The sequence below is a fragment of the Luteolibacter ambystomatis genome (genome assembly GCF_018137965.1).
Classification (GTDB): domain Bacteria; phylum Verrucomicrobiota; class Verrucomicrobiia; order Verrucomicrobiales; family Akkermansiaceae; genus Luteolibacter; species Luteolibacter ambystomatis.
Map to the genome: position 1 here is coordinate 2650999 of NZ_CP073100.1, position 26084 is coordinate 2677082.

Below are 26084 nucleotides of genomic sequence, written 5' to 3' on the forward strand. Positions count from 1 at the left end.
GCAGGCAACGGGTGCCGCATGGAGCGCTTACGGTAATTGTACGAATGGCTGTGATCAAATGGAGCCTCAAACCATCGCCTATCCCCACGCTAGGAGCGATAGTAGGAGGTCTCCCTGTAGAAACAGCCGAAGCGGTGCGCCAACATCGGCAGCACCAGCAGGTTCAGGGAAGTCGAAGACAGTAGGCCGCCGAGTATCACGATCGCCATCGGCCCCTCGATCTCGCGCCCCGGATCGCCGGTGCCGATCGCCAGCGGCAGCAAGCCCAGCGCGGTAACCAGCGCCGTCATCAGGATCGGCACCAGCCGCTCCCCCGCCCCCAGCCACGCCGTTTCCAGATTCCACTCATGTCTCTCCACTGTCACCAGATGCTCGTAGTGGCTGATGAGCATGATCGAATTCCGCAGCGTGATCCCGAACAGCGTGACGAAGCCGACCATCGCACCGGTCGACAACAAGCCGCCGCACGCGAACACCGCGACCACACCGCCGCACAAGGCGAATGGAAGGTTTGCGAGGATCAGCAGCAGGTTGCGGAAATGGCGGGTGACGATCGATAGCAGCAGCACGATCCCCAGCCCGGCCAGCGTACTGTGAACCATCAGGTCGCGGCGTGACCGCGCCTGTTCCTGCGCAGTGCCGCTGAACTCGACATAGGTGCCCGAAAGCATCATGATCTCCGCGCCAATGCGTTTCCGGGCTTCATCGACAAAGCCCGCCACATCCCGCCCCTCCACATCGCAGGTCACCGTTTGCACCCGCCGGGCATCGCGATGCAATACAACGTAGCGACCGGCCTCCTGACGGATGTCCGCGAGTTGGCGCAGCGGCACATGCACGCCGGTGGGACTCTTCAAGACCAGCTCGCCCACACTGCTGATGTCCTTCCGTAGTTCCGGAGGCAGGATCACGTTCACCTCGTGGACCTGGTTGCCCTCGTAAATCTCGCCCACGCCCATGCCTTGGTAGGCGGTGCGGACCGCGGTCAGCACGTCGCCGGGCGTGAAGCCCCAGCGGACCAGATCGGACGGACGCGGCCGGATCACCAGTTGTGGCGTGCCCTGCGGCGATTGCACCCGCACGTCGCGCCCGCCGCGGATCGAGTGCAGCAGCTTCGCGATTTCCTCCGCCTTCCCATCGAGCACGTCCAGATCATTGCCGCGCACATGGATTGCGACCGGGGCGGTGTAGCCGGACAGCGTTTCCTCGACGCGCTCGCTGAGGAAGGACTTCACCGCAAAATTCACGCCCGGGAACTTCTCCAGCATCGAACGCACCTCCGCCACCGCGCCCTCGGCGGCATCCCCCTCCAGCGGCCTCAGCTCCACGTCGAACTCTCCTTCATGCGAACCGAAGGTGTCATCCGAGGCCTCCGTGCGACCGATGCGCTGGTTCACCTTGCGGACGAAGGGCAGCTTCAGCAGTTCCCGCGTCACATCATCGCCCAGACTCCGTGCCTGAGCCAACGAGGTGCCGGGCACCGCCGCCATATGGACGATGAAATGTCCTTCCCGCAACTCAGGCACCAGTTGGCTCTGGAAGAGCGGAAGCATCGCGATGCCCCCCAATGTCACCAGCACTACTACAGTGATCACCGTACGAAAGCTCCCATTCAACCACGCCAGCAGCGCGAGGTAGCGGGCCTTCATCCAGCGGGCCAGCGGGGCTTCGTGCGCAGAAAGTTCGCATTTACCGAGGAACACCAGGGCCAGCGCCGGAGTGAGCGTCAGGGCCACGCCCAGCGAGGCCGCGATGGCGGAGACATAGGCGATCCCGAGCGGAGAGAACAACCGGCCCGCAATGCCGGTCATGGACAACACCGGCAGGAACACCAGGATCACCGCGAAGGTTGCGTGCACCACCGCGCTTCGCACCTCCAGCGAAGCCTCGATCACCACTTGCCAAACAGGCCGTGGTGACTCCAGCGTTCGGTTCCCGCGCAGGCGACGCAGGATGTTCTCCACATCGATCACCGCATCGTCCACCACCTCGCCGATGGCGATCGCGAGACCTCCGAGGGTCATCGTATTGAGCGAACAGCCGAGTTTCTCCAGCACGATCACCGCCGCCAGCAACGACAGCGGAATGGCAGTGCAGGAAATCGCCGCGGTGCGCAGGTTGTTCAGGAACAGCAACAGCACCACCACCACCAACACGCCGCCAGTCAGCAGCGACCACGCTACATTGTGGGTCGCCGTTTCAATGAAGGCCGCAGGCCGGAAGAGGTCGTCGTGCAGCCCGATGCGTTCTCTGGCGAGCGATGGCCTCAGCTCCGCCAGTGCCGCCTCCACCTTGCGCGTCACCTCCAGCGTGTTCGTGCCGAACTGCGAGGAAATCACCAGCACCACACCGGGCCGCCCCATGATCGAGGCCGCACCGAAGGGCGGCTCCGGTGCCTCCACCACACGCGCCACATCCCCCAGCGTGAGCACCGCGCCATCCTTGCGCGCCACCACCACGGCCGCGAGCTGCGCCGGTGTCAGCGCCTCCTGCGCCTCGGTCTGGATTACGATCCGCTGATTCGCATTTTCGATGAAGCCTGCCCCCTGCACGCCGGTCGCCTTCGAGGCAACCGCCACCACATCTTCCAGCGAAAGGTCATGCCGAACCAATTGCTCCGGGATCACCTGGATCTGGAGCTGCTTCACCTCTCCGCCGAAGACCGACACGTTCGCCACGCCATCCACAGTGAGCAGCCGTGGCTTCAACGTCCAATCGGCGAAGGTCCGCACCTCCATCGCGGTACGTTCCGTGGACGTCAGCCCCGCTTCGAACACGATGCTCGCGGAGGATGTCAGCGGAGTCATCACCGGAGATGCCACGCTCTGCGGCAACCTTCCAGTCAAGGTGCCGAGTCGTTCCGAAACGGATTGCCGCGCGAGATGGATGTCGCTGTCCGGCCGGAAGGTCAGCGTGAGCAACGACAGTCCTTGGATGGACGACGAACGCAGCGCCCCCACGCCATCAATACCATTCACCACGTTTTCAATCGGCTGCGTCACCAGCGTCTCCACCTGCTCCGGAGACAACCCCGGAGCCTCCGTCTGGATCGTGACCTGCGGCGGCGCGAACTCCGGAAACACATCGTAACGCGCACGCCCGAGCGTGTGCAATCCATAGCCCAGCAGGGCACAGGCCAGTGCGATCACCAAGCCGCGGAAGCGCAACGAGAAGCGGACGATGCCGCCGAGAAAACCTTCGTGCATCGCGGTGCCGGTCAGTCGTTGATCTCCACCTGACTGCGGAATTCTTCCGACAGCAGCACCTGCGCACCCCGGAGAACGTAGGTGTCCCCGCCCTTCCCGCCCGCTTGGAAAAACCCGCCGTCCGTCCGTTCCCCGGTCGGCACCTCACGGCGGGCGAATTCATCCGCCTCCCGCTGCTGATACGCCCACGCCCGACCACCCTGCCACACCACGGCATCATACGGCACCACAACGCCCTGACGTTCCTCGCCGCAGGACATCGCGCCTTCCAGGTTGATCGCCGGAGCGAGTTCCTCGCCGCCGTTCTCGACCTCGTAGAAATGGCTGCGTCCCTGAAGCTTCGGATCGATCCTCGGTGCGGCGGAGATCCACTTCGCCACATACTCCCGCCCTCCCGGTTCGCGCACGCGCACCGTGGGCGCAGCCTTGGTGCCCGCATCCTGCGGCAGGGTCAGCAGCAGCAGCGCGTTCTTCATACCCCGCCATTTTTCGGAAGCGGCGGACTCTCCCAGCATCGCGTCGCCGATCACCGGTCCCCATTGCCGCAGGCAGGTGGATTCCCAGGTCGCCACACGGCTGCGTCCGGCGGCCAGCGTCGCCTGTTCGGTGAGGTAGGCATTCTCGGCCAATTGCAGGTTCTTCTCGGACACCGCCCGCGGCTGGTCGTAGAGCGCCTTCTGGCGGTCACGGTCGAGGCGCGTCATTTCCACTGCGGCGGCCGACTTTTCGATGTCCGCCCGCGCGGCTTCAAGCTGCCCGCGCAGGTCGATCAGGTCCTGCGGATCCAGCACCGTCCCATAGACCCGCACCGATGGCTGATGTGCCGTCACCACCAGCTCTCCCAGCTCGATGTGCTCGCGCTCCCGCTCCTCCGCATTGCAGCACACCACAGTTCCGTCCTTCCCGATCCGCACCCGCGTGGGCGCATCCACCGGGCTGTCCGCCACCCTTTCCCCGGCGATCTCCTGCCGACCGAGGGTGAAGGCGTAGACCAGACCCGCGGCGGCACCCGCGAGCATCAGCACAAACAGAAGCTTTTTCATGGCGATGAACGTTCCATCCACCATCGCCACACCGGTTCCCCGCCCGCGAGGGGAAAGCCCTTACATCTCTGTCAGCACCTCCGGACGCGGTTTGACGCGACCGCGAGCGGACGGCAGGATCGCGGCGATGCGTGTGCTTGTCGTCGAAGACCAAACCAAGATCGCGCGTGCGCTGGAAACGGCGCTCGCCGCCGATGGCGCGGAGGTGGTGATCGCGGGCGATGGCGACCGCGGCCTGCAACTCGCGCTTGAGAGCCGCTTCGACGTGGTGGTGCTGGACATCATGCTGCCCGGCCTCGACGGACTCGAGGTGCTGCGGGAACTCCGCGCCCGCCACCACACCACGCCGGTGTTGCTGCTTTCCGCCCGCGGCGAGGTGGACGACCGCATCCGCGGCCTCGATCTCGGCGCCGATGATTATCTTCCGAAACCCTTCGTGCTCGCGGAGGTCACCGCCCGCGTCCGCGTGCTCGCGCGCCGCGCCGCCCCCGCCGATGCGCCGCGGCTGGTCATCGCCGATCTTTCGATCGACTTCCTCCGCCATGAGGTGAAGCGCGGCGGCCACCGCATCGACCTCACTACCCGTGAACTACGGCTTCTCACGTACTTGGCCCGCGCCAACGGCCGCGCCTGCCCTCGCGATGAACTGCACCAGCAGGTCTGGGACTATGCACCCGGCTACGATCCCGGCACCAATGTCGTGCAGGTGGCCATGGTGCGGCTGAGGGAAAAGTTGGACGCCCCCTTCAAGCGCAAGCTGATCCACACCGTCTTCGCCGAGGGCTACGCCGTGCGCGACACACCATGAAAGTCCGCACCCGCCTCACCCTCTGGTTTGCCGGACTCCTGCTCGGATCGCTGCTGCTGCTCGGCGGCCTGCTCCATTACGAGCTCGTGGATGAAGTCGCCAACGGCCACAAACCGGAATCCCCGTCCGAAAAAATCGAGGATCTGCTGCTGTCCTATGGCCTGCCTACCATCGCCATCCTTGTGATCGGCGGTTCGTGGCTGGTGCGGCGCGCGTTGCGTCCCGTCGAACAACTCGCTGCCGCCGCGGAACGTGTCCATGCCGGTCACCTTGCGGAGCGGATCCCGCTCAGCGGTCGTGGCGATGAACTCGACCGTCTCGCCGAGGCCTTCAACCGGATGCTCGGTCGTGTCGATGCCGGCATCAGCAGCGTGCGGGACTTCACCCTGCGCGCCTCCCACGAGTTGAAGACCCCGCTCACCATCCTCAGCGCGGAAACAGAGCTGGCACTGGGCGGCCCCACCGCCACGCCTGCCCAGCGTGAGCGTCTCGCCAGCCAGTATGAGGAAATCCAGCGCCTCACGGCCCTCGTCAACGCCCTCGGCCTGTTGGCGAAGGCGGATGCGGGCCTGCCCACGCTCGCCCGCGAAAACCTCCGTCTCGATGATCTCCTCCGCGAGGCCGTTGACAACATCCGCCCGTTGGCTGCCATGCGCGGCATCACCGTGAACTTGGAAACCTGCGATCCCGCTCCCATGCATGCGGACCGCTCCAGCCTGCGCCAGATCCTGCTCAACCTGCTGGACAATGCGGTGAAGCACAACCAGCCGGACGGTTGGATCGCCATCCGCCTCCGCCACGGCTCGGTCGGCACGGATCTCGCCATCGAAAACAGCGGCCCGCCCATTCCTCCTGCAATCCTGCCCAAGGTCTTCGACCGCTTCGTTCGCGGTCCTGGCGTCGTGGAGGGTTCCGGCCTCGGTCTCAGCATCGTCCGCACGCTGGTGGAAGCTCATGGCGGCAGGGTCTTCTGCGAACCCGGGCGCAGCCATGGGTTCTGCATCGAAATGAAGCTGCCGACGCAACTTGAGCGGAGAGACGGCTGTTGCTTCGTTTCTCCTTACCGCCCTGCGAACCTGTGATCTTGGCTTCCATTCTATGCCTTCCAGATCGACCGCACTCTGGATATGTGGAGAAAAGTGAACACCGCTCGATGTTCGTGCTTATTCAATATTCCAACGCGTAGCGGGCTCTTGCAAATCGTTCGCATTTGAGGTGAGGCTGGATAGGAAGGGCGGAAAGATAGCTTCTAGCCCAAAAAGGCCGCAGGTGCAGGTGGCCTCCCAAAAGAGTCTCTTTTAGAAGGTCGAAAAATTTTCGCATTTTGCCTTTGCTGAGGTGACCTCCGCGGCTGTCTCTTATTGATCTCTCAAGGCGCGAACGGAAGTCGTCTTCGGATCCAGCATCTTCAACTTCCCATTCGACTCCTCTTTCAACCATGGGAGTAGGGCAACGGTGGCATTGCACAGAAGCAGCCCTTGGTCGCGGCTGCTCGTTAAGCTTTGGTAAAGACGGCGGTAGATTCTTGGCCTAAATGCCAATTGGATTATGGTGACACGATGATCAATTGGTCTGAAATTTCATTCCTTCGAGTGAAAGTGGAACCACTCCCCGAACATCCGCAGTTCTGGGATGTCGGCCTCGTGCTGATGACATTGTTTGTTCGCACTCCCGATCTGGATTTAGTTTCCCGATGGCTGGATGCGGTGCTCCATGTCCACTGCTTGTCCCACCCGGAGATTCTGGAGATGGGGAAGATGAATCGGCTCCTGCCAATCTCGGTTTCGAGGAACTCCAATGCTTGGAATCAGGTCTGGCAGAGCAGGGAATCGGTCAGTGGTCGATCTTGATTCCCACCGGGGGTGAAATTTCGGACTTCGAATTAATCTGCGACGGATTCCCTTAGTACCGGGAGCCGATGAACAGCTCCCCACCGGATGCAGGCGTATCAACGTTAGTCAGTGCAGATGCCTTGGTGCGTTTTAACAATCAAGGCTGACACTGAATTTGAGAGCCGCTTTGAGATCTTCTTCGCAGTGACCGCCGAGACGTTCATTGATCTATCGTTCCCTTGAAGACAACCAACGCCCGCCTGGATCACCCCGACCCAGGCGGGCTATGGTTTTCTCGGTTGCTGCGCTACGGCCTGCCCGGTTGCGTACCGAGAATGTTAGGGATGACCTGAAAAATTTCAACTGGATTTCAGCGGGCTCGCCCGGCTGTTGCAACCCGGACGAGCCCTTCAGAGCAAGAGCTGCAACCCATTGCCCTGATAGCCGAAGGAAAAGATTCATTGCCGGATGCCGCAGCCACGCCAGCTAGGTCGCCCGCCTATCTCCCCCGGATCCAAGCGGGCAACCCTATCAGCTGGTAAGGTGGCCACCATTGCATCAAGCAATTAATGCGGCTCGGAGGATACCACGGACGTCGTGACAATCAAGTCGATTCTTGACCGTTTAGAGAGCAGGAAGGGAGGCCTGCCCGGTCGAACGCCGCACCGGACAGACCATACCTTTCATCACACCGAGAACCACCACGGTGCGAAGTAGTTTGGTACTGCGCCAAACTACAGTCTGGCACCTTTACCTAGGAAATATGCGGCTGCAAACGATTCTTCGTGGAGACCTTTTGGGAGATCCGCAGGCCCTTCCCTAGACAGGGATTTCGGCATCGGGGGGTGGCGGCATGAGGAATTCGAACTCAGTTGAAACGACGGCAATGCCGTATTCGGACGACAGCCCAGGCGTCACCGATGCCAAAACCGCCCCGGTCCACTGGGTCAGATCCTCCTTAATCGTGATGCGGAGGATGCCGGTGTCGGCCATAAGGTCATTGCCCGCGCTCTGGAAGGCCAACAGCGCGTCGTCGTAGTCGTCAAAGTCCTTTTCCACCGCGAAGGTGATGCGGGCCGTAGCGCCGCCGAGGGGCTCGAAAAACGACTCTCCTGCAAGGAAGCCATCGGCCTCGAAAAGATCCTGCTCGGCATCGATCTTCGGCACCGAGGCGAAGAACTCTCCAGGCACGATCAGGGTGAACGTCGTACCATCGCGGATGTGTTCGATGGTGGCGAAAGATTCCGCGCTCATGAGCCCTGCTGAACGGTGCCGCCGGTGATCGGACCCGGCACGCCGGTGTCGTAGTGGTTCGTGCCCATCGCGGGGCCGTGAAGAGTGAAGGTCGCTCCAGGGCCGTGGAAGGCCGAGGTGATGGCGGGTCCACCGGAGGCATAGCTCTTCGACGTGGGCCAGCTCTCCGGGATGTCCTGGCGGTCGATGGGTTCGCCACCGTTCCGTCTCAACTTCGCCATGCCGAGACTGGTCGGCCCGTTCTCCACAACATTCGCGTCAGCATCGGCGCCGCCCAGGTGTTTCTGACCATCGAGCGACAACGGGTTGACCGCACCTGCAGGTGGCCAGCTTCGGCGAACCATTTGGTGTAAAAGATCGAGGACGTAAGGATGCCGAGGTTGATCCCTACGTTTGAGAGGCGACCGGCTTCACGGGCTGGTCAAGAAGACCGGGAGGGCAAGACGGCAACGCGTTCAATCAAGTGTCGGCGGCGTGGTATTCGTCCCGGCGGATGTGGGTTTCATAGGCGATTCCCGCAGCCATCCTTCAGAAGTGCTGTTCCTGCGGAATCTTTCTTCACTGTAACATTTCGACCGTCAATTGCTTCTCTCTCCTCGGCCGCCTTCGGACTAAAGGCAACCATCATGCACTTACGAGCTGTTTCCTCGCCTCCGAGCGCGGACGTCATCGGCACGGAAACCTCGCAGCAACGGAACCCCTTCCCTGCTCCGGATTTCCGTGCCGTCCGATCTCCTAATCGGAAGTATCGGCCACCGCGTCCAAAGCCGCGACGAAGTATGATTCCTCAATCACAAACTGAAGCGTCAGGCAACCGTCCGTCCGGGACGCTCTGAGCCCCCCGTGACAGTATTCGCAGTTCTGAGCTTCTTCATCGTCCCATGCCTTCTCGAGAAGCTCGCGCGCGATGCGGCGCATCTCTTCAGGGACGGGGACACCTCCAGCCTGCGGAGGACGTGTCCGAAGGTTCCAGCCTACGGCGGTCGCTGCCAAGGCTACTTTGGAAAAGTCAAACTGGGCCATGGTGGTTTCGATGGCCTTGCCGCGGATTTCAGAAGCTTCGTTGGACATGATTCAACCTTCCTTTCTGCCAAGTGGTTTAATTGCGATGCGCTTCCGCACGCGATCCTCCGATGAAGACGTTTACCCTTCACGTAATGAAAATGAGGATATCGCCAGATCTGCCCGTGGGGACGAAGAGCGGCGGAAGCGCAACGATCGCTCAGTCAACCCTGACGTCGATTTGTTTCGGCTTTGCGTGCTCGCTCTTCTGGATCTGGACGTGGAGCACGCCGTCGACGAACTTGGCCCCAATTCGGGATGGATCCGCATCCGTAGGAAGATTGAAGCTTCGGGCGAAGCTACCGTAGCCACGTTCAATGCGGTGGTACTTCATGCTCTTGTCCTCATGTGAGAACCTTCGCTCGCCTGAAATGACGAGCGTGCCGTTTTCGACCGTCACCTTGACATCCTCCTTCGGAATCTGCGGCAGTTCGGCCGTGATCTTGTAGGAGTCTTCGTCTTCGCTGACGTCGACCAAGGGCGACCATTGCGTGGAAGCCGGGGATTGTCCGGCGGTGTCGCGGTTGTTGGGGTTAAATGCGCGAAGGATTCGGTTCTGGAAGTCCTCCAATTCGCGCAGTGGGTTCCAGGCACTCAATGCTTGTTTCATGGTATTTCCTTTCAGAACGGCGGATGGATTTGTCAGCCCAGTGAGCCGTCCATCCACCGTATCAGGACGTCGCGTGGGGAAGCCCGCCATAGCTTTCCTGAAAGCCATAGGCTCCGTTCGCGCCCCAAGCATTTTTCATTCCCGCAGAAAAGAATGCTTAAATCATTTATTTTCAATTTATTATCCAAAGATGCAGAACCGCGGGCGCGTCAACTTTTCCCACCTACGGGCCATTCAGGGCGTCAATTTTTCCAACCCCACAGCTTCCCCATACGCACTCGTGGGATCGAACGAATTCGGATATTTCAAGTCAGTCTCGGCATCGTTCAGGGCCCAGTTCCTGACCACACCGGCAGACGCCACCGACTCCCGCGGTAGGGTAACTGTGAAGCTCGTCTCCCCGGTTTCGCTGGAAGCCGCCTGGATTTGACCGCCATGCGCGACCGCGATTTCCCGGCAAACGTAAAGTCCGAGCCCCAGGCTCCCATGTTGGTCCTCATTCTCACTGCAAGTAAATCGCACCATCGGATCAAAGAGCGTTCCCAATGCATCGCCGGGATTTGGTTTCCCGCTGTTTCTGACCTCGATCACCATCGTCTCAACCCGTCCTCGCAGTGAGAGAGAGATCGGATTTCCGTCGCCGTGGTGGGCTGGATTGGAGAGGAGATTCGAGACCACCTGTCGCAGGCGTGGCGCATCCCACACATCCACGATCACCCCGGAAGTGTCCAGATGAGCACGAGCCACCAGGACGATGGCTTTCAAGTGCGCATGGTATCCCTCACCCAGTCCACCGCCGCTGTCTCCTGGACCAATGGCATCACCGCGCTTTCAGGCGCCCGCAAGAGGTTCTGTCCGGAAACGGGTCGGACAAGCGGCTTTTGTCATGAGTAGCCGGCGGACGATTCATCGTGCCTTCGGGAGAGGCAACTCCTTCAAGCGTATGAGGACAGCTTCCACGGAAGGAAGAAGAACCAGCCGGATGGAATCGCGAATTCCCGGCATGGTGTCGGGACTGGCAAGGGCGGATTCATAGGCCTCCATCAGGGAGGTTTCGATTCGCTGGAGGTAATCCAGCACCGGGCCGGAATGTTCACATGCATCCGCTTCCGCCAACGCCCTGAGAAGCTGCTCGTCCGGCTCGATGTCGCACATCGGGGATGCCCCCAGGGCTCGCAGGTGATTGCGGAGCCGCAGGATGTTGGACTCATGGCAGGAAAGACTTTGGTTGACGGCGGTCAGCTCAACGTCACTCCCGAGCTGACTTGCGGACATGCTCCATGCGAGCCGTGTGCCGCATTCGGCATGAAGGAGTGCCTCGCAGATCCGGATGCATGCGCCGTTGTAATTCATTTTCCTCTCGGCGTTGGCGGTCGCTCAAACACGCGGGGAACGTCCGCCGCGCATGAAAAACGAGATCAGCCACAGTACCAGGAAGATGACGAACAGGATCCAGGCTATGTGGGCGGACATGCCGGCAATGCCCGTCAGGCCGAGGACGCCGGCGATGAGGGCGATGACGAGAAAGACGAGGCTCCAGTGTAACATGGGTTTGACAGGTTGGCGGTGGGTGCCGGGCGGCGGAATGCCTTGCCGACGTTCAAACCGGTCGCACCTCCGGTGCTTAAATCAAGGAATGATCGGGACGTTTTCGGCTTTTCCGATTGTTCCGTAATGGCGCGCGGGAACAGGGAGCAGTGAATACTACAATCCACGTAGCTACCCTCGTCGAGGTCACCCGCCTTACGCCTTCTTCTCCTTGTCTCCACGCTCGCGGGTTCTCTCATCAGGCGGCACTTCTTCGTAGAACTTCTCATTGAACTTCGCCTGGGCGTGCTCGCTCAGAATGCGGCGCGCCCCCACCATCAGCTTGTTCATCGCACCGGGCACGACCAGCAGTTCCCCCTCTATCAGCCCCTTGTAGCCCGCTTCAGCCACATCCTGCGGAGCCATCAGGTTGCCTTTTTGAAAGCCGACGACATCCGTCATCCCGGCCTTGGGAAAGAAGTCCGTGTCGGTAGGCCCCGGACACAGCGCCGTCACGGTGATTCCCGTACCTTCGAGCTCAACCGCCAGTCCCTCGCTCCATGACAGAACGAAGGCCTTGCTGGCGTGATAGACGTTCAACAAGGGACCGGGTTCGAATCCCGCGACGGAAGCCGTATTGAGAATCCGACCGCGGCCCCGGCCCACCATGGCCGGCAGGAAGGCCTTGGCCAACCGGAGAGGCGCGGCGATGTTCAGCGCGACGATGGACAAATCCTGCTCCAAGGTCAGTTCCCAGGATTTGCCGCGGAAGCCATGTCCGGCATTGTTGACGAGTATATCCACCTCCCAGCCGGTTTCCTCGACTTGGCGCTGGATCATTTCCACCGCATCGGGCTTTTCCAAGTCCACGGCAATGACAGAGGTAGTGACATGGAAAGTCCTCTCAAGTTCGGTGGCCAGCGCCTGCAGTTCTCCGGCGACCGGAGCCACCAGGATCAGGGGATGACCGTGCTTCGCAAATTGACGGGCAAGGTGGAGGCCGATGCCCGAGGTACATCCGGTGATCAAAGTGGTCGCTTTCATGAGGGTTTGGGTTTGCGGTGGAAAATCCTTTTCGCAAACGCCATGCCATCCCCCGCATCCACCCGAATTACCTTTCCGCGCGCGAAAACAACCGCGGCAGTATGAACCATAGGAAAACGGCCACGAGGCCGGCCACCGCGGCGATCACCCCGCCAGCAAGAGTGCCGGCAATGACCCGTCCCACCAGATAGAGTTCGATGGCGATGCTGGCGGAAAGCGGGACCATGCTGGCAAGCAGGAGACGGGTCGCCAGACGGATGAAATGTTCCGATACATGCCGCGGCCCTGTCTGGCGGTGGTACGCCGCCGGAGTCATGATCAGGATAACCGCCAGGGACAGGAGGACGATGGAGGCCAGATGAAGGGTTTGTTCGGCCGGAGACAGCTTCTGGTCGAACCCCGGATTGAAGATGACCGTCAGTTCGAAGCCGAGCAGGGCTTGGATGCCGGGCAGCACCATCCGGCATTCTTCGAGCAGGTAGAGGGCGGCCTTGGACAGCGACAACCTCTCGTCCGGGTTGGTGGGTTGCTCCGGATTCATCGCCGAAAGTCGGCTCATGGCGCACGGATTTCAACTGTCGGCGTATTCGGAGGGCCCGGCACGTCTGCCATCCGCAGGTTGGCACGACGCGAGCGGAAGGAATTCCTCCACTCCTACGATCATGAATCCAACCGAAAATCATCCACATTCCGCCGCATCCCGCCGTAAGTTCGTCGGCGGTCTTACCACCGGTCTCGTCGCAGCCATGACAGCTTCCGGACGGAGCGAAGAGTCCGCGAATGAATTTCCGGCCAACCAACCCTCACAGACGAGGATGCAGGATCCCACCGACCAGTATCCCAAGCCGCCGTTCCCGAAACAAAAGCAGGAGTGGCCGGGCCTCGCGGGCAAGATGACGCCGCGACCGGACCACGGAGAGAAGAGTTACCAGGGATCGGGCCGACTCGCAGGCCGCAAGGCTCTCGTCACGGGAGGCGATTCCGGCATCGGCCGTGCGGCGGCGATTGCCTTTGCGCGCGAGGGGGCCGATGTGGCGATCAACTATCTGCCGGCGGAGGAGTCCGACGCCAGGGAAGTCGTTGAACTGATTCGCGCGGCCGGCAGGAAGGCGGTCGCGTTGCCCGGAGACATCCGCGATGAAGCGTTCTGCAAGAAGCTGGTCGAGGACGCGGTGAAAGAACTTGGAGGGCTCGACATTCTGGTGAACAACGCGGGAAGACAGCAGTCGGTGGACTCCATTCTGGACCTCACCACCGAGGAGTTCGACGCGACCTACAAGACGAACTTCTACGCGATCTTCTGGATCACCAAGGCGGCCATCCCCCACCTCAAGCCGGGGGCCACGATCATCAATACCGGCTCCGAGCAGGCGGAGGATCCCTCGCCGAATCTGCTGGTCTATGCGTCCACCAAGGCCGCGATCATCAACTTCACGAAGTCTCTTTCCAAGCAACTCGCGGCAAAGGGCATCCGGGTCAATGCGGTGGCCCCCGGCCCGGTGTGGACGCCTCTCCAGATCAGCGGCGGGCAACCCCAGGAAAAGCTGCCGAAGTTCGGCGAGAAAACCGCGTTGAAGCGCGCGGGCCAGCCTGCCGAACTCGCGTCGGCGTACGTGTTTCTCGCATCCCAGGAGTCGAGTTTTGTCACGGGGTTGGTCTACAGCGTGACCGGCGGACAGGGAGAAGAGTGAAACCCGGCGAATGCAGAAAGCCCCTTATCCGTGCAGATTACGTCCCAAGCGCTCCTGAACAGAGCGCCTGAACGGGCACGCCATCTGCGAGGATTGTCCTATGACAAATCGATTCAGCACTACCGCACAGCGTGTCGCTGCCGCCGCGGTCGAGATCTTCGGCAACGAGGAAAAGGCCGTGCGCAAGGAATCTTTCGTAGGCTCTCCTCCGAGAGCAGCAAGCAGCAGATCGAAGCGGCACGGGAAGCCTGTTCGTGGAACCCCTTCCTGAACGCGGATCCCATGGCGCTCCGCGTAGCGGTCGGTCGAGGGTCAATGAAGGCCTATTTGTTTCTTTGAGGTTTTCGCACGCTTCTCATGCCGTTGTTTCACCTGAAGGGCCGTGTAGTCCAGTCTGGCGGAAAGTATCTGTTTGGCGCGCTGGATCACCGGCTCTGAGCTGAAGGCAAGCGCCAGAGCTTTGTTTCCCGTTGGGATGCGCTCTACAAGCCGGGCGGCCGGACTGACGAGATGGTCAAGCGCATCCGCCATTTTCACGAGCCGGGATTCCCATGTCGAGGCCGTCAAGCGTTCCCAATATAACGTCGAGGCTCTTCTTTCTTCCGGCTTTGTCAGCACATCGATGATCAGAGCCACTCGTGCTCCGAATTTCCGATGGATTGATTCCTTGCTCACCTTGGTCTTCTCGATGAGGTGATGCATGATCGCTGCGGCGATCACCTCTGGATCCTGACAACCGAAGGCCACGTGAACAGCTGAGGCCACGCCGATGCAGTGAACGATGTAGGGTATCTTCGTCCGTTTCAAAAATTGCCCGCGGTGTGCGGTGGCAGCCAAGGAGCATGCATCTCGGCACAGCTGCCAAGACGTGAATCCATTCAAGTCTTCGTGCATGGTAAAAGCGGATAGCAATCTCAATCCCAGGTGCCTCCTGCAAACAGGGCATTCGCTTCCAGGCCCACAATAACGGATAGCATCTTCCGCGAGTCCTATCGGATTTGAGGCCCCTGTCGGTGCGCCATACCAGATGATCAGGAGTGGCGCATGTGATGCACCAGAGCCTGAAAAAGCATCCTGAGAGCCTTTAATCGTTAATCGAGCCTGGATAAATCCGGAAAAAGAAACGCAGACCGGTGCCACCAGATGATTAGAAGATTTTCCGATCGCAGGTTCAGGAATAGCCGGCTCTTGCAACGTACACCAAGTGCGAACGACTTGGGGACGTATCTATCAATACCCAGACCGCCGCCCTAGTTGTAGACCTCTTAAAGTGCGCAGAGAACCTTTGCCTCCGACCCTGTCCCGCGGCTTTCTTCGTCCGAAATCGACAGTTCGAAGCCTACGACGAGAGGCTGCCGGGCCATGTACCCGACGAGGAAACACACTGGGCGGGCGGGCGCCGGCGCAATCAATTCTTGGATGACCTCATGGTGCCAGCTTCTCAAAAGCCGCTTGCAAGCCGATGAAATCGTTTTCCATCCCTTCAATATCATTTCGGAAAGAGTCACGCAAATGGTCTACTTATTAGTGGAAGGGGTGTAATCGAGGCGAGAACCGGTTCCCGGGGGATTGGGCGGCGGAGGAGGAGGAGCCGGTTTCTGGGGTGTCTGTCCATTGGGTCCCACTGTACCGTTCATTCCCGCCGGTGCTCCATCCTTCGTCGGCTTTGAGGCATTCTCGTGGTATGGCTCCGATTCTTTTTCCCCGGCACTACCGCTCCGCTCCTTGCAGCCGCTCAGGAAGCACAGCGGCGTCATCACGACTACCCATTTGAGAATACCAGTCATGCCTTAGTCACCAGCATCTTCCGGGCCGACTTGAAACAGGTGAAGTGACGTTTTCATAGCGATGGTGGCATTTTGCGCCGTTTGTCGGCAGATGGCCCCGCCTTCGCAGCCAAAGGGCCATCCAAGCGAATAGATCCGCGGCGAGACAGATCGCCGCCACGAAATGCTGTACGCCTCTGCAGCTTCTGCTCAGTATAGGAAGTAGCCGAACCGGATCATGCACTTGGCATGATATCCGTGCACGATGCGCCGGGCTGTACCAAGGGCATCTTCTCGCGCTGTACGAAAATCTCCAATACAGGCGTAATGAGATCTATCACTTTGAAGTCTTCTCCCGCCACCCCTACTCCCACGCCCAAGCGCCCATGCATTGAAAGGTTCTGTCGTCCAATCTCCTATCACGATCCGCTCGCGCGGAACCTTCCATCCCGAAGTGGCACGGTTCGCGCAAGTCATGCCAACCATGTCCAAACTCACCACACTCAGCGTCCTACTCGAACAGGAAGTCAAAGACCTCTACAACGCCGAAACCCAACTGGTGAAGGCGCTGCCCAAGATGGCGAAGGCCGCCAACGATAAAGCCTTGAAGGAAGCCTTCGAGACCCACCTCGAGGAAACCAAAGGCCATGTCGAACGTCTCAAAAAGGTGGCCGACCTCCTAGGCATCAAACCCATCGGCAAGATATGCAAGGCGATGCAGGGACTTGTCGAGGAAGGCGGCGAAACCATCGAGGAGAAAGGCGAAGGCGTCCTCCGCGACATCGCCCTGATCGTCGCGGCCCAAAAGGTCGAGCACTATGAGATCTCCGGCTACGGCTCGTTGAAGACTCTCGCCGGGGTCCTCGGCCACGATGACCTCGTCGAACTCCTTCAAACCACCGAGGACGAGGAAGGCGAGGCGGACAAGAAGCTCACCTCCATCGCCGAACGGCTCCTGCCCCAGGCCCTGGAACTGGAACCCGCCTGAACCTCATCCCGCATCCGGTCCCAACCCTCCACTTTCATGAAAACCTGCGATCACTGTGGCAACGCCTACGAGAAGTGCTTTGAAGTCACGATGGCTGGGGCCACGCACACCTTCGATTCCTTCGAGTGCGCCATCCACGCCCTCGCACCCCGTTGCTCGCGATGCGGCTGCACCGTCCTCGGCCATGGCATCGAGGCCCGGAACGGAATCTTCTGTTGTGCCCACTGTGCCCGTCAGGACGGCGAACCCGGCGCGGTGGACAACATCGGGCAGTCGCCCGCCGCGAACGACCTTCCCGCGTAAGCCCTCCCACCGTCGTGCGCCCATGAGCGACGAACTTCCAACCGATCGCGGCTTTTCCGAACCGCCGTCCGCCCAATTCTCCCGGCGCTTGGACGAACTGAAAGCCGCGCTGGCGGACTACGAACCCCAAGTGACCGCCGAGGACCTTTCTACGGCGTTGCTGGACTATATCCGGGAAACGCCGCCGGATGCACAAGGCGGGCAGGCCATGGCGGAGGCCATCAAGCGCCGCCTGGGTCTGGCCTGATGCTACCGCCCTGTCATCCACCCACCGCTATATGCCATGAAATCGCTCCCACTGCTCATCATCGTCGCGGACCGCGGCCATGTCCGCGCCTTCCGAACCAATGAGGACGGCCACCTCCAGCAGATCGATGCGGAGGAAATCCCCGAAGGCCGGGAGACGCTGTCCGAAACCGTCACCGACCAGGCCGGTGCCTTCCGATCCAAGGGCCAGCTCGGAGCCTCCACCGCGGAGAACCTGCACCTCCAAGAAGACCTCGAGTCCAAGAACCTCCAACATGTCGCGGCGGTGATCCGCGGCGTCCTCGACCAACACCCGGGTTGGTGGGGGTTCGCCGCCCCGGCGGAATTCAATGATCGGCTCCTGCAACTGGTGGGCGAGGCGCAGCAGGGCCGCCTGTCCATGAACCTGACGAAGGATCTCTCACACCATCCCGTCAGGGAGATCGAAAGCCACTTCCGGAACGCCGCAGAGGGTCAGGTTTAACCGCTCTTCCCCATTCTCCATTCAAGGACCACCATGGATCCCCGACACATGCATCGGAGTCTGCCACGCGTTCCATCGCGGCAAACTGGCCGCGGTCGAAAGCTATGACCAAGCGCTCACGCGGTTCTGCGAAGGCCCGGCGAAAGTCGATCTCGAGCGGATCCGCCATGATCATCAGCAGCCCAGAGATCTGCTCGCGGGCCGAACCAGAGGATTCTTCGGGCATGGGGTGTCTTCGCCATCGCCGCCGAGTCGACCGCCACCCTCCTCGGCGATGCCGCCACCTTGAAGATCCTGAAGGAAGGGGTAGAGCACGGCATCTCGGATTACGAGTCCGCCCCCGCCAACGACCAGGTGATGGAGGACGATCCGCACCACCCCTCGCACCTCACTGGGCTACTTCTTGTGACGGTTACACGGGGGACCTAGTCCGGTTTGACTCTACCTGATGGGGTGATTGCAAAAGCGAACGACCGGTCATCTGGTGAGGCGCGCAGATGATGCTGGAAAGCGTAGGATGCCCCAGAGGTGAAAAGCCTTCTCACAACGCGGATTTCGCCAGCATCCAGACCGCCATGGCCATCATCAGGAGATTCTCAGTGAGGGAAATGAACCCGAGCGGCACCTTGCTGCCTCCGCCGACACAGGCACAATTGAGGTCGCGCTTCTCCAGATACACGGCTTTGAACACCGAGACGGCTCCAATGGTGCTCACCAGCAATGCCGCAGGCGCGGCAAACAGCGTTGCGAGGTGCCCGATCATCAGAATTCCCGCCCCTGTTTCGATGAATGCGTACACATACGCGTAAGGAACGTAGTGCTGGGCGAGGAGGTCGTACTGGATGAAGCCGGTGGCGAATCCTTGCAGATCTCGCAGCTTGAGAATCCCGAGCACGCACATGCTGAAGGACACGAACAGCTCCATGGTGCGGATGGGCAGAATCGATTGGTGCATCGCCCAGCAGGTGGACAGAGCCATCAGTAAGCTCGCCAGAAACACGGCGATGACGGGCTGATAGGTTTCCCCTTCCTTCGGATCCGGGCCTTTTCCCAGGAATTCCCGGAGGGCATCGTAGCCACCTACTCTTTTGTCTCCGATGAAGATCTGCGGGGTTTCGTCATAGCCGTGCCGCTGTTTGTAATCCTCGTTTTCCTCCTTGCTGGCCAGGTGATGATCTTCGATCTGATAGCCAGCGCGGCGCAGGAGATCCTTCGCCTTCACCCCCCAGGGGCAAAGATGCTTCGGTGTAACCATGCGGAAGATCCGGGCCGTCTCCTTCATTCAGCACCTTTAGCATAGGATACGCGAAACGCATCTGGAGCTTTCTGTCCGGCTTCATCCGTGGTGGCCAGCCTCATCGCATCCATAACAAATAAATGCCTCCCGCAGCCATCCTTCAGAAATGCCATTCGGGCAACCAGCAACCCAGCGTAACATTCCAAGCGTCGGCACCTTCCATCTCCTTGTCTACCTCTAAGACAAGCCCCCTTATCGCGCATCGACTAGCTGTTTTCTCTTCACCGAATGGAATCAAAATCAAGTAATCCAATTTAGAATGCGCCTTTCTCTTCAGGCACCAATACCGTATCCGCTTGGGAAATAAGTCTCTGAATTTACTCACGCGTCGCAATGCTCGCGACCATGGGGAGATCCGGTTATAGTGTGCGATGAACAAACCCAACCCGGCAAACCCTGGTCCGGTTTTCGCATTTACCGGAACCTACATCGCGGCCTTCGTTGCAGTGTCCCTCGCGACCGGCACTGCCGGACTCCCCTCGTACTTGAGCCTGATGGGCGTGCTGGTTCCCTCTCTCTACTTCCTCCACCGGAATTATTCGTTCAGCGCGGGCCTTATGTGGTCGTTCAGCGTCTGGGGACTTCTCCACATGGCGGGCGGACTGGTTCCGATACCTGACGGATGGTTCCATGAAGGCATTCATCCGATCCTCTACAATTGGTGGTTCATTCCCGGATATTTAAAATATGATCATGTGGTGCACGCCTATGGCTTTGGCATCACGACATGGCTCTGCTGGCACATTCTGAAAATAGCACTCCGGTCCCCCGGCGGATCGCGGGTTCAGCCTACTCCAATAATCCTGATCTTGTGCATGGCGGGCGGTATGGGATTCGGAGCTTTCAATGAGGTCGTGGAATTTATTTTCACCCTCGTGATGCCCGACACGAATGTGGGAGACTACACCAACATCGGCTGGGATCTGGTGGCCAATCTGATCGGAGCGTTGGTTGCGGTCGCGATTATTAGCCATGGCGACAAATGCCGACCATAACGGTTACGGCCTTCGGGCTGGCATGGGCACAGGCTAAATGCCAAGGGAGTATCAGCGATCAAATCCTTCACGCTCCCTTCCATGCCGCCTCCCACGTGAAACCGGCAATCGCGATGGAGCCATTAAATCCTGCCCGCGGGGTCTGCGGAAGGCCGGTCGCGCGCCGGTGCCGCGGAGTGATCCAGCGGATGGATGGCGGTGGTTTGGTCGATGTGGATGATCGCGTCGAATTGATCGGGCAGGCAGGAATAGAAGTAGTGGCTATGGCGCTCGGTCAATGGGCGGTAAATGACACCGATGGCGCGCTGGAGCATCGGCTCCCGCAGGGAATCGACAGCATCCCCTTCCTCCGTAAGATCAAGCCAGAAGCTCTCCCTGCCGATGCGATGGAAGAACTCCTCGTAGCTCCCCGGCAAACCAGGATTCATGGTGATCCGGCGGGGTTCTTCATTCCAATGATCGGCCGCGGTGACGGTGCCTGCAAAGCTTGAGAAGCCAATGGAGAAAACGCGCTTGCCGAGGCGCTGCTTGAGCAACTGCCCAACATTCCATTCGCCGCGACGGCTCATTTCGGTCGCACGGAAGTCGCCCAGATGGGAATTGTGGGCCCAGACGATGACTTTCGCGTCCTCGCCGGCCAAATGATAGTGGCGGGCAAGGGTACGGATGGTTTCGTCCATATGGGCATCGCGCAGATTCCATGATGCATTGCGCCCCCGGAACATCGCGCGATAATAGCGCTCCGCGTTCGCTACCACCGCCGCATTCTGTTCGGTGGGGAAGAGTTTTTCGGGATCATCGGAGGGGCTTTCCAACGTCTTGCGCTTCCGGATGTCCAGAAGTTGCGCGATCACCTCGTCTTCGCACGATTCGATTCCCTCCTTTTCCGTCGCGAAACCATAAAGTTGGGGATCCGTGCCGAAATGGTCGAAGCATGCGTAGCGCTCGCGGGCGCGTGCTGCGGCTTGCTTGTCCACCTTTTCCAGATAGGCCAATACAGCATCAATCGATGAATGAAGGCTGTAGAGATCCATACCGAAGATCCCCACGAGACCGTCGGCCAGAGGACGGTTCCATTCGCGCAGCCAGTCGACGAAAGGCGGCATGGTTTCATTCCGCCACATCCAGCGGGGAAAACGGCGGAAATCGCCCAGAGACTCGTTCGCGTCGTGCTCCTCAGCGCTGCCGCTGGCATAGCGGTGGACGCGCAGCATGTCGGGCCAATCGGCTTCAAGAGCAATTACCCGGAAGCCGTGGCGTTCGATCAGACTGCGGGTGAGATCGGCGCGCGTCTCGTAGAATTCACGGGTGCCGTGCGACGCCTCGCCGATGAGCACGAAGTCCGCGAGGCCAGCCTTCTGAACAAGAAGGTCGCGCTCGTTTTCGAGCGATCGGGTGGCGGCGGCCACGCACGCGCTCCGGCTGATGTGCTTGGCGGTATCCATGAGATGGGAAGATGGTGAGTGAAACCGTGAAAGGCCGGCGCGGGAGGCTTTCGGGGACCAGCAGGACCGATTATCTTGCGGCGTGGGATCTGTCCCCCTTTCGACCGCCTTTTCTCATAGGTTCTTTGTTCTCTTTCTTTCCACGGCCTGATCCGGATTTCTTCCCACCTCCCGAGATCTTGTTCACGGTCGCCCAAGCCCGCCTTTCGGCCTCCTTTTTGGAGACTCCCCTGTCCTCATAGCCTTCTTCGATATGCTCCGCCTGACGCTTCTGTTTTTCGGTGTAGTCCGATTTATCTCCTCGTGGCATTGGAAATCCTTTCGTTGGTTGCTGCTCGCAGGGTATCACCCTATCTTCGCAGGAAGTGTGCCATGGTTTGCCGGGCCGGCCTCCCCACCGGTCAGACGGCCGGATCGCCGGCTTACCCAAAGAGGGCTCGCTTGGTGCAAGCGGCCGCCGATCTCTTGATGTCCCGACGTTCCCAGCAGCGGCATTCAAAGCTACAAACTCTTTTCAGGATCACCTAGGAGTGCGGCGCATTCACGCACCATCTGCCAATCCTCCCGGCTCCGGACGACAAGCACCCGGCCGCTGCTTTCCGCACAGGAGATTTCACGATCAGCCGATCCCGCTTCATTTGCTTCCCGATCCAATCGCAAGCCCAGGAAACCGAACGCCTCGCAGGCGGCGGCACGGATCGACGGGGCGGATTCGCCGATCACATCGGTGAAGATCAAGGCATCCGGTGTCCGTCCCATACTTCCCAGCATTCCGCCGATTCCCCGCCGCAAGCGGTGCCGGAAAACCCCGATCGCCAATCGTGCGTCTTCATTCCCATGTTCCGCCAAGGGTATCAGGACGCGGGTGTCACCGCTGATTCCGGAAAGGCCCAGAAGGCCGCTTTGCCGATTGAGCAATTCTTCGAGCTCGTCCGTATCCATCCCCTCCCGGAGGAGATGGATGAGGATGCCGGGGTCTACCGAACCGGAACGGGTGCACATCGCGATGCCATCGAGCGGGGTGAAGCCCATGGTGGTATCAATGCTCCAGCCCCCGACAGTCGCGCAAAGGGAACAGCCCCCGCCAAGGTGGCAGATCACAAGGCAAAGTCCGGGATCATTTTTACGGCCGAGCAGAGCGGCGCCGTATTCCGCAGCCCACCGGAAACTGGTCCCATGGAAACCGTAGCGACGAATGCCCCTTTCGAACCACTCGCGGGGGCCTGCATACGTCGCGGCATACCGCGGCATCCGCTGGTGGAATGCGGTATCGAAAACCGCAACATGGGGAATATCCCCGAAGATTTCTTTTGCCACCCGGATCCCAGCCAGGTTCACGGGATTGTGTAACGGCGCGAAGGCACACAGCCTGTCGATCCCTGCTTCCACTTCTTCGGTCATGCGGACCGCTTCAGTATAGCGCTCTCCGCCATGGACCACCCGGTGGACCACCGCGTCCGGTTTCCCACCGAGCGTCGAATCCCGCGTCATCAAAGCGAGCATTCCGCGGATGCGGGTTTCGGCCGGGGTATCCTTGGAGATCGAACCAAGCCTCGATGAAATTCCTCCGGCATCGAGACTCACCAGCAATTCATCCGGCGGCTGATCCGGTGCTGTGGTATCCAACAAAGCCGTCCAAAGTGGCTCCCGAGGCTCTGCCATGCTGTCCTGCGGAACGACTTCGAACAAGCTCACCTTCAAGCTGCCACTTCCTGCGTTGACCGCGATGATTCTCATCGGGTTGCGGTTTCCGGCCATTTCCACCCGGTGATTTCCTGTGGATCCTCGCCGGTGGCGGCGATGGTGCGGGAGAATTCGCGCAAGACATACTCATAGTGGAGCACGCGCTCCCCGGTGCGGACCGCCACCTGGGGATTGATTTTCTCCGCCGCGCGCAACGCCTGCGATGCCACATGGTAGCGGCTGGTTCCATTGCGCACGAGCATGTCGAACGGAGTCGTAGTGGTGCCTTCTTCGTCATAGCCGTTCACCTTGAACCGATGGGCCGCGCCCCGCTCCGCCAACAACTGATGGACCGCGCTCGGATAACCATGGAAATTCACGATCACCGGCCGGTTCCGGGTGAACAGCCCACTGAAAAGCTCCTCGTCCAATCCATGGGGATGCTCGCTGCCGGGTTTGAGAATAAGAAGATCGGTCACATTGACCACCCGCAGCCGGAGATCCGGTACATCGCGCCGCAGGATGTCCGCTGCGGCCAGCACCTCCACGGTCATCACATCGCCGATTGCCACCAGTACCACGTCGGGATCCACGCCATCGTCGGTGGAGGCCCAGTGCCAGATGGAAGCTCCCGCACGGCAGTGCGCCACGGCTTCGGCCATCGTCAACCAGCATGGCATCGGATTTTTGTTCGCGATCACCAGATTCACGTGGCCGGTACCGGCCAGGCAATGATCCAGTGTGGAAAGCAGGCAATTCGCATCGGGCGGCAGGTAGACGCGCATGATTTCGTCCTTCTTGTTCAACAAGGAATTGATGAAGGCGGGGCTCTGGTGGCTGAAGCCGTTGTGCTCCTGCCTCCATAACGTGGAAGTTTCAAGGTAGTTCAATGAAGGAACGGGTTTCCTCCATGGGATCTCCATGCTCATCTTCAGAAACTTCGCGAACTGATCCATCATCGAGGTCACGATGGGCAGGAAGCTCTCGTAGCACGGGAACAAGCCGAATCTGCCAGTGAGGAGATAACCTTGCAGCCAGCCCTGGCAAAGATGTTCAGACAACACCTCCAGCACCCGACCTCCGGTGGCCGCGACATGTTCGGTACGATTCCCGTCTTCAACCGGCCACTGGTACTCTCGCTCAGTCGGAGCGTCGAAGATCCCGCCAAGCTTGTTGCTCATGATTTCGTCCGGGCAGAAGATTCGGAAATTGGCCGGATTGCGGGCGATCACTGCGGCGAGATAGCCGGCCACGGCCTTCAGCGGGCTCTCCTCCTTTCCACCCCGGTTCTCCGCTGTCAGTTCGATCCGGAAGGAGTCCAATTCAGGCAAGTTCAGCGGGCGGGCACGATCGCCGCCGAAAGCATGGGGATTGCATCCCAATCGCCTGCCGCCCCTTGGGCAGAATCCGAGCAAATCCACAAAGGGGATGCCGCGTTCATCAAAAAGTTCTTCGGGACGGTAAGAGCGAAGCCAATCCTCCAGAAGTTGAAGGTGCTCGGGATTCTCATGGATCTCGCTCAACGGGACTTGGTGCGCGCGAAACGATCCTTTAACCGGTCGCCCGTCGGCCATCTTGATGCCGGTCCAGCCTTTGGGACTACGCAGGACGATCATCGGCCAGCGGATCTTCAGATCCCCGTAGCCCTCCTTTGCACGCGCCCGGATCAATGAAATCCTGTGAAGAGCCTGATCCAGTGCAGCGAGAATTTCCTTTCCCTCATCGTCGGCACCTGCGAACAGCGGTTGCCAGCCGAAGCCGGTGAACAATGCATCGAGCTCCGCATTATCCATGGTGCCATAGATCGTCGGATTGGAAATCTTATAGCCATTCACATGCAAAACCGGCAGGACCGTTCCGTCGCGTCCCGGATGCAGGAATTTCGTGCCATGCCACGCGGCGGCGGTCGCTCCGGTCTCGGCTTCACCGTCACCGACGATGCATGTGACAAGCAAACCAGGGTGATCGAACGCAGCGCCAAATGCGGTGGCCAAGGCGTAGCCGAGTTCACCACCTTCATGGATGACACCCGGTACGCCGGGATAGAGATGGCTCGGAAAGCCACCCGGCCATGAGAATGCCTTCACGAAACGGGCGAGACCTTCCGAGTCGCGCGTCATCCCGGAATAGAAGCACTCCAAGGTTCCATCAAGGTAGGCGTTCGCCAGGACCGCCGGCGCTCCATGCCCCGGGCCAGTCACCAGCATCGCATCGAGATTCCGCTCCACGATGCACTGGTTCATGGCTGCCTGGACCAGATTGATTCCAGGACAGGTTCCCCAATGGCCAAGCAGGCGCTTCTTGACATGTTCGGCGCGGAGGGGTTCGCGCATCAGCACGTTGTCTTGCAAGTAGATTTGTGCGACTGCAAGATAGTGCAGAGCCCGCAAGTAACGAGCGAACACGCCGTTCTGTGCATCCGATGCCGGTTCTACTCCCGAACTTGAGGATGGGCTGTTCCAGGATGGCGGATCTGCGTTCACGGCGTTCAATGGCTGGGCTTTCCCAAAGCAGCGCTTCCGACAGCCATGCCGAAAGAGAATTTCGGAAGTCTTACCCCCGGCTCTGGCAGCAGTCCGCACGCCACAACAATTGCCACGTACGATAGCCGTCGCAAGCTCCCCTCCCGAAGGAGCTAATGCGACGTGCCGCTGGGTTGATCTACGGATGATCCGACAGCAGAAAGGGAGATGGCATTATCTATGACCGTGAAAGGGCACCCACCCTTTGAAATTGCCGGCGAGCGTCCGATATGTCGGGCAGGTCTTGGTCAAACAAAAGAACTCCGTCGCCAAGGAGG

Annotated in this window: 25 protein-coding genes; 8 read left to right on the plus strand and 17 right to left on the minus strand. The window is 60.2% G+C overall.

The genetic code is table 11. The features are described 5' to 3' along the window. Positions 1-89: 89 nt before the first annotated feature. Positions 90-3206 carry an efflux RND transporter permease subunit gene (locus tag KBB96_RS10155; protein ID WP_211634583.1) on the minus strand — a complete coding sequence of 1039 codons (3117 nt, stop codon included), beginning with the start codon at positions 3204-3206 and terminating at the stop codon, positions 90-92. Between the two features lie 11 nt (positions 3207-3217). Next, positions 3218-4249: an efflux RND transporter periplasmic adaptor subunit gene (locus KBB96_RS10160; protein WP_211634584.1), complete on the minus strand. Its 1032-nt coding sequence runs from the start codon at positions 4247-4249 to the stop codon at positions 3218-3220. Between the two features lie 127 nt (positions 4250-4376). Between KBB96_RS10160 and KBB96_RS10165 the strand changes: the two genes are divergently transcribed. After that, entirely contained in the window at positions 4377-5057 is a 681-nt protein-coding gene (locus tag KBB96_RS10165; RefSeq protein WP_345779490.1) for a response regulator, read from the plus strand. After that, positions 5054-6139 carry a sensor histidine kinase gene (locus KBB96_RS10170; RefSeq protein WP_211634585.1) on the plus strand — a complete coding sequence of 362 codons (1086 nt, stop codon included), beginning with the start codon at positions 5054-5056 and terminating at the stop codon, positions 6137-6139. The genes KBB96_RS10165 and KBB96_RS10170 overlap by 4 nt, the downstream gene beginning before the upstream one ends. 1569 nt (positions 6140-7708) lie before the next feature. Here the strand turns inward: KBB96_RS10170 and KBB96_RS10175 are convergent. The 9 genes from KBB96_RS10175 to KBB96_RS10215 form a co-directional block, all read right to left on the minus strand. Beyond that, positions 7709-8143 (minus strand): hypothetical protein, encoded by a 435-nt coding sequence (locus KBB96_RS10175; RefSeq protein ID WP_211634586.1) that lies wholly within the window; start codon positions 8141-8143, stop codon positions 7709-7711. Next, positions 8140-8487 carry a hypothetical protein gene (locus KBB96_RS10180; RefSeq protein ID WP_211634587.1) on the minus strand — a complete coding sequence of 116 codons (348 nt, stop codon included), beginning with the start codon at positions 8485-8487 and terminating at the stop codon, positions 8140-8142. The genes KBB96_RS10175 and KBB96_RS10180 overlap by 4 nt, the downstream gene beginning before the upstream one ends. Before the next feature lie 391 nt (positions 8488-8878). Beyond that, entirely contained in the window at positions 8879-9214 is a 336-nt protein-coding gene (locus tag KBB96_RS10185; protein WP_211634588.1) for a hypothetical protein, read from the minus strand. 151 nt (positions 9215-9365) lie between these two features. Continuing rightward, on the minus strand, positions 9366-9815 hold the full coding sequence (locus tag KBB96_RS10190; protein ID WP_211634589.1) for an Hsp20/alpha crystallin family protein: 450 nt from the start codon (positions 9813-9815) through the stop codon (positions 9366-9368). Between the two features lie 234 nt (positions 9816-10049). After that, positions 10050-10580 (minus strand): sensor histidine kinase, encoded by a 531-nt coding sequence (locus KBB96_RS10195; RefSeq protein ID WP_211629220.1) that lies wholly within the window; start codon positions 10578-10580, stop codon positions 10050-10052. Positions 10581-10721: 141 nt separating this feature from the next. After that, positions 10722-11090, minus strand: a complete 369-nt coding sequence (locus KBB96_RS10200; protein WP_211629222.1) for a hypothetical protein — start codon at positions 11088-11090, stop codon at positions 10722-10724. Positions 11091-11192: 102 nt separating this feature from the next. Further along, positions 11193-11363, minus strand: coding sequence for a DUF1328 domain-containing protein (locus tag KBB96_RS10205; RefSeq protein WP_211629224.1), 171 nt, complete (start codon positions 11361-11363; stop codon positions 11193-11195). A gap of 195 nt (positions 11364-11558) precedes the next feature. Next, entirely contained in the window at positions 11559-12386 is an 828-nt protein-coding gene (locus KBB96_RS10210) for an SDR family NAD(P)-dependent oxidoreductase (RefSeq protein WP_211629225.1), read from the minus strand. 67 nt (positions 12387-12453) lie between these two features. Next, complete coding sequence (locus KBB96_RS10215; protein WP_211629227.1) at positions 12454-12945, minus strand: DUF6328 family protein; 492 nt, start codon at positions 12943-12945, stop codon at positions 12454-12456. 103 nt (positions 12946-13048) lie between these two features. Here KBB96_RS10215 and KBB96_RS10220 point away from each other — a divergent pair, with 103 nt between their 5' ends. Beyond that, positions 13049-14077: an SDR family oxidoreductase gene (locus tag KBB96_RS10220; protein ID WP_264176970.1), complete on the plus strand. Its 1029-nt coding sequence runs from the start codon at positions 13049-13051 to the stop codon at positions 14075-14077. A 312-nt stretch (positions 14078-14389) separates the two neighbouring features. Here the strand turns inward: KBB96_RS10220 and KBB96_RS10225 are convergent, their stop codons facing one another. Continuing rightward, on the minus strand, positions 14390-14914 hold the full coding sequence (locus tag KBB96_RS10225) for an HD domain-containing protein (protein ID WP_211629229.1): 525 nt from the start codon (positions 14912-14914) through the stop codon (positions 14390-14392). A 1413-nt stretch (positions 14915-16327) separates the two neighbouring features. Here KBB96_RS10225 and KBB96_RS10230 point away from each other — a divergent pair. From KBB96_RS10230 to KBB96_RS10245, 4 genes are read left to right on the plus strand one after another with little or no spacing between them, the layout of a single operon-like run. Further along, the gene (locus tag KBB96_RS10230; RefSeq protein WP_211629230.1) at positions 16328-16831 is read left to right on the plus strand and encodes a ferritin-like domain-containing protein; all 504 of its coding nucleotides are present in this window, start codon (positions 16328-16330) and stop codon (positions 16829-16831) included. Positions 16832-16867: 36 nt separating this feature from the next. Beyond that, a complete protein-coding gene (locus tag KBB96_RS10235) occupies positions 16868-17134 on the plus strand; it encodes a hypothetical protein (protein ID WP_211629231.1) in 267 nt (88 codons plus the stop codon). A gap of 22 nt (positions 17135-17156) precedes the next feature. Next, entirely contained in the window at positions 17157-17381 is a 225-nt protein-coding gene (locus KBB96_RS10240; RefSeq protein WP_211629232.1) for a hypothetical protein, read from the plus strand. A gap of 36 nt (positions 17382-17417) precedes the next feature. After that, on the plus strand, positions 17418-17864 hold the full coding sequence (locus tag KBB96_RS10245; protein ID WP_211629238.1) for a host attachment protein: 447 nt from the start codon (positions 17418-17420) through the stop codon (positions 17862-17864). A gap of 541 nt (positions 17865-18405) precedes the next feature. Here the strand turns inward: KBB96_RS10245 and KBB96_RS10250 are convergent. Then, positions 18406-19119 (minus strand): glutaredoxin family protein, encoded by a 714-nt coding sequence (locus tag KBB96_RS10250; protein ID WP_226373520.1) that lies wholly within the window; start codon positions 19117-19119, stop codon positions 18406-18408. 413 nt (positions 19120-19532) lie between these two features. On the opposite strand from KBB96_RS10250, the gene KBB96_RS10255 reads away from it, so the two are divergent. Next, positions 19533-20156: a DUF2238 domain-containing protein gene (locus KBB96_RS10255; protein WP_211629247.1), complete on the plus strand. Its 624-nt coding sequence runs from the start codon at positions 19533-19535 to the stop codon at positions 20154-20156. A 122-nt stretch (positions 20157-20278) separates the two neighbouring features. Here KBB96_RS10255 and KBB96_RS10260 read toward each other — a convergent pair whose 3' ends face one another. The 4 genes from KBB96_RS10260 to KBB96_RS10270 form a co-directional block, all read right to left on the minus strand. Beyond that, positions 20279-21565: an erythromycin esterase family protein gene (locus KBB96_RS10260; RefSeq protein ID WP_211629248.1), complete on the minus strand. Its 1287-nt coding sequence runs from the start codon at positions 21563-21565 to the stop codon at positions 20279-20281. A 106-nt stretch (positions 21566-21671) separates the two neighbouring features. Further along, the gene (locus tag KBB96_RS21270; protein WP_345779491.1) at positions 21672-21911 is read right to left on the minus strand and encodes a plasmid stabilization protein; all 240 of its coding nucleotides are present in this window, start codon (positions 21909-21911) and stop codon (positions 21672-21674) included. 191 nt (positions 21912-22102) lie between these two features. After that, positions 22103-23359, minus strand: coding sequence for an acetate/propionate family kinase (locus tag KBB96_RS10265; RefSeq protein WP_211629250.1), 1257 nt, complete (start codon positions 23357-23359; stop codon positions 22103-22105). Beyond that, positions 23335-25767 carry a phosphoketolase gene (locus KBB96_RS10270; protein ID WP_226373521.1) on the minus strand — a complete coding sequence of 811 codons (2433 nt, stop codon included), beginning with the start codon at positions 25765-25767 and terminating at the stop codon, positions 23335-23337. Before KBB96_RS10270 ends, KBB96_RS10265 begins: the two co-directional genes overlap by 25 nt. Positions 25768-26084 lie beyond the last annotated feature (317 nt).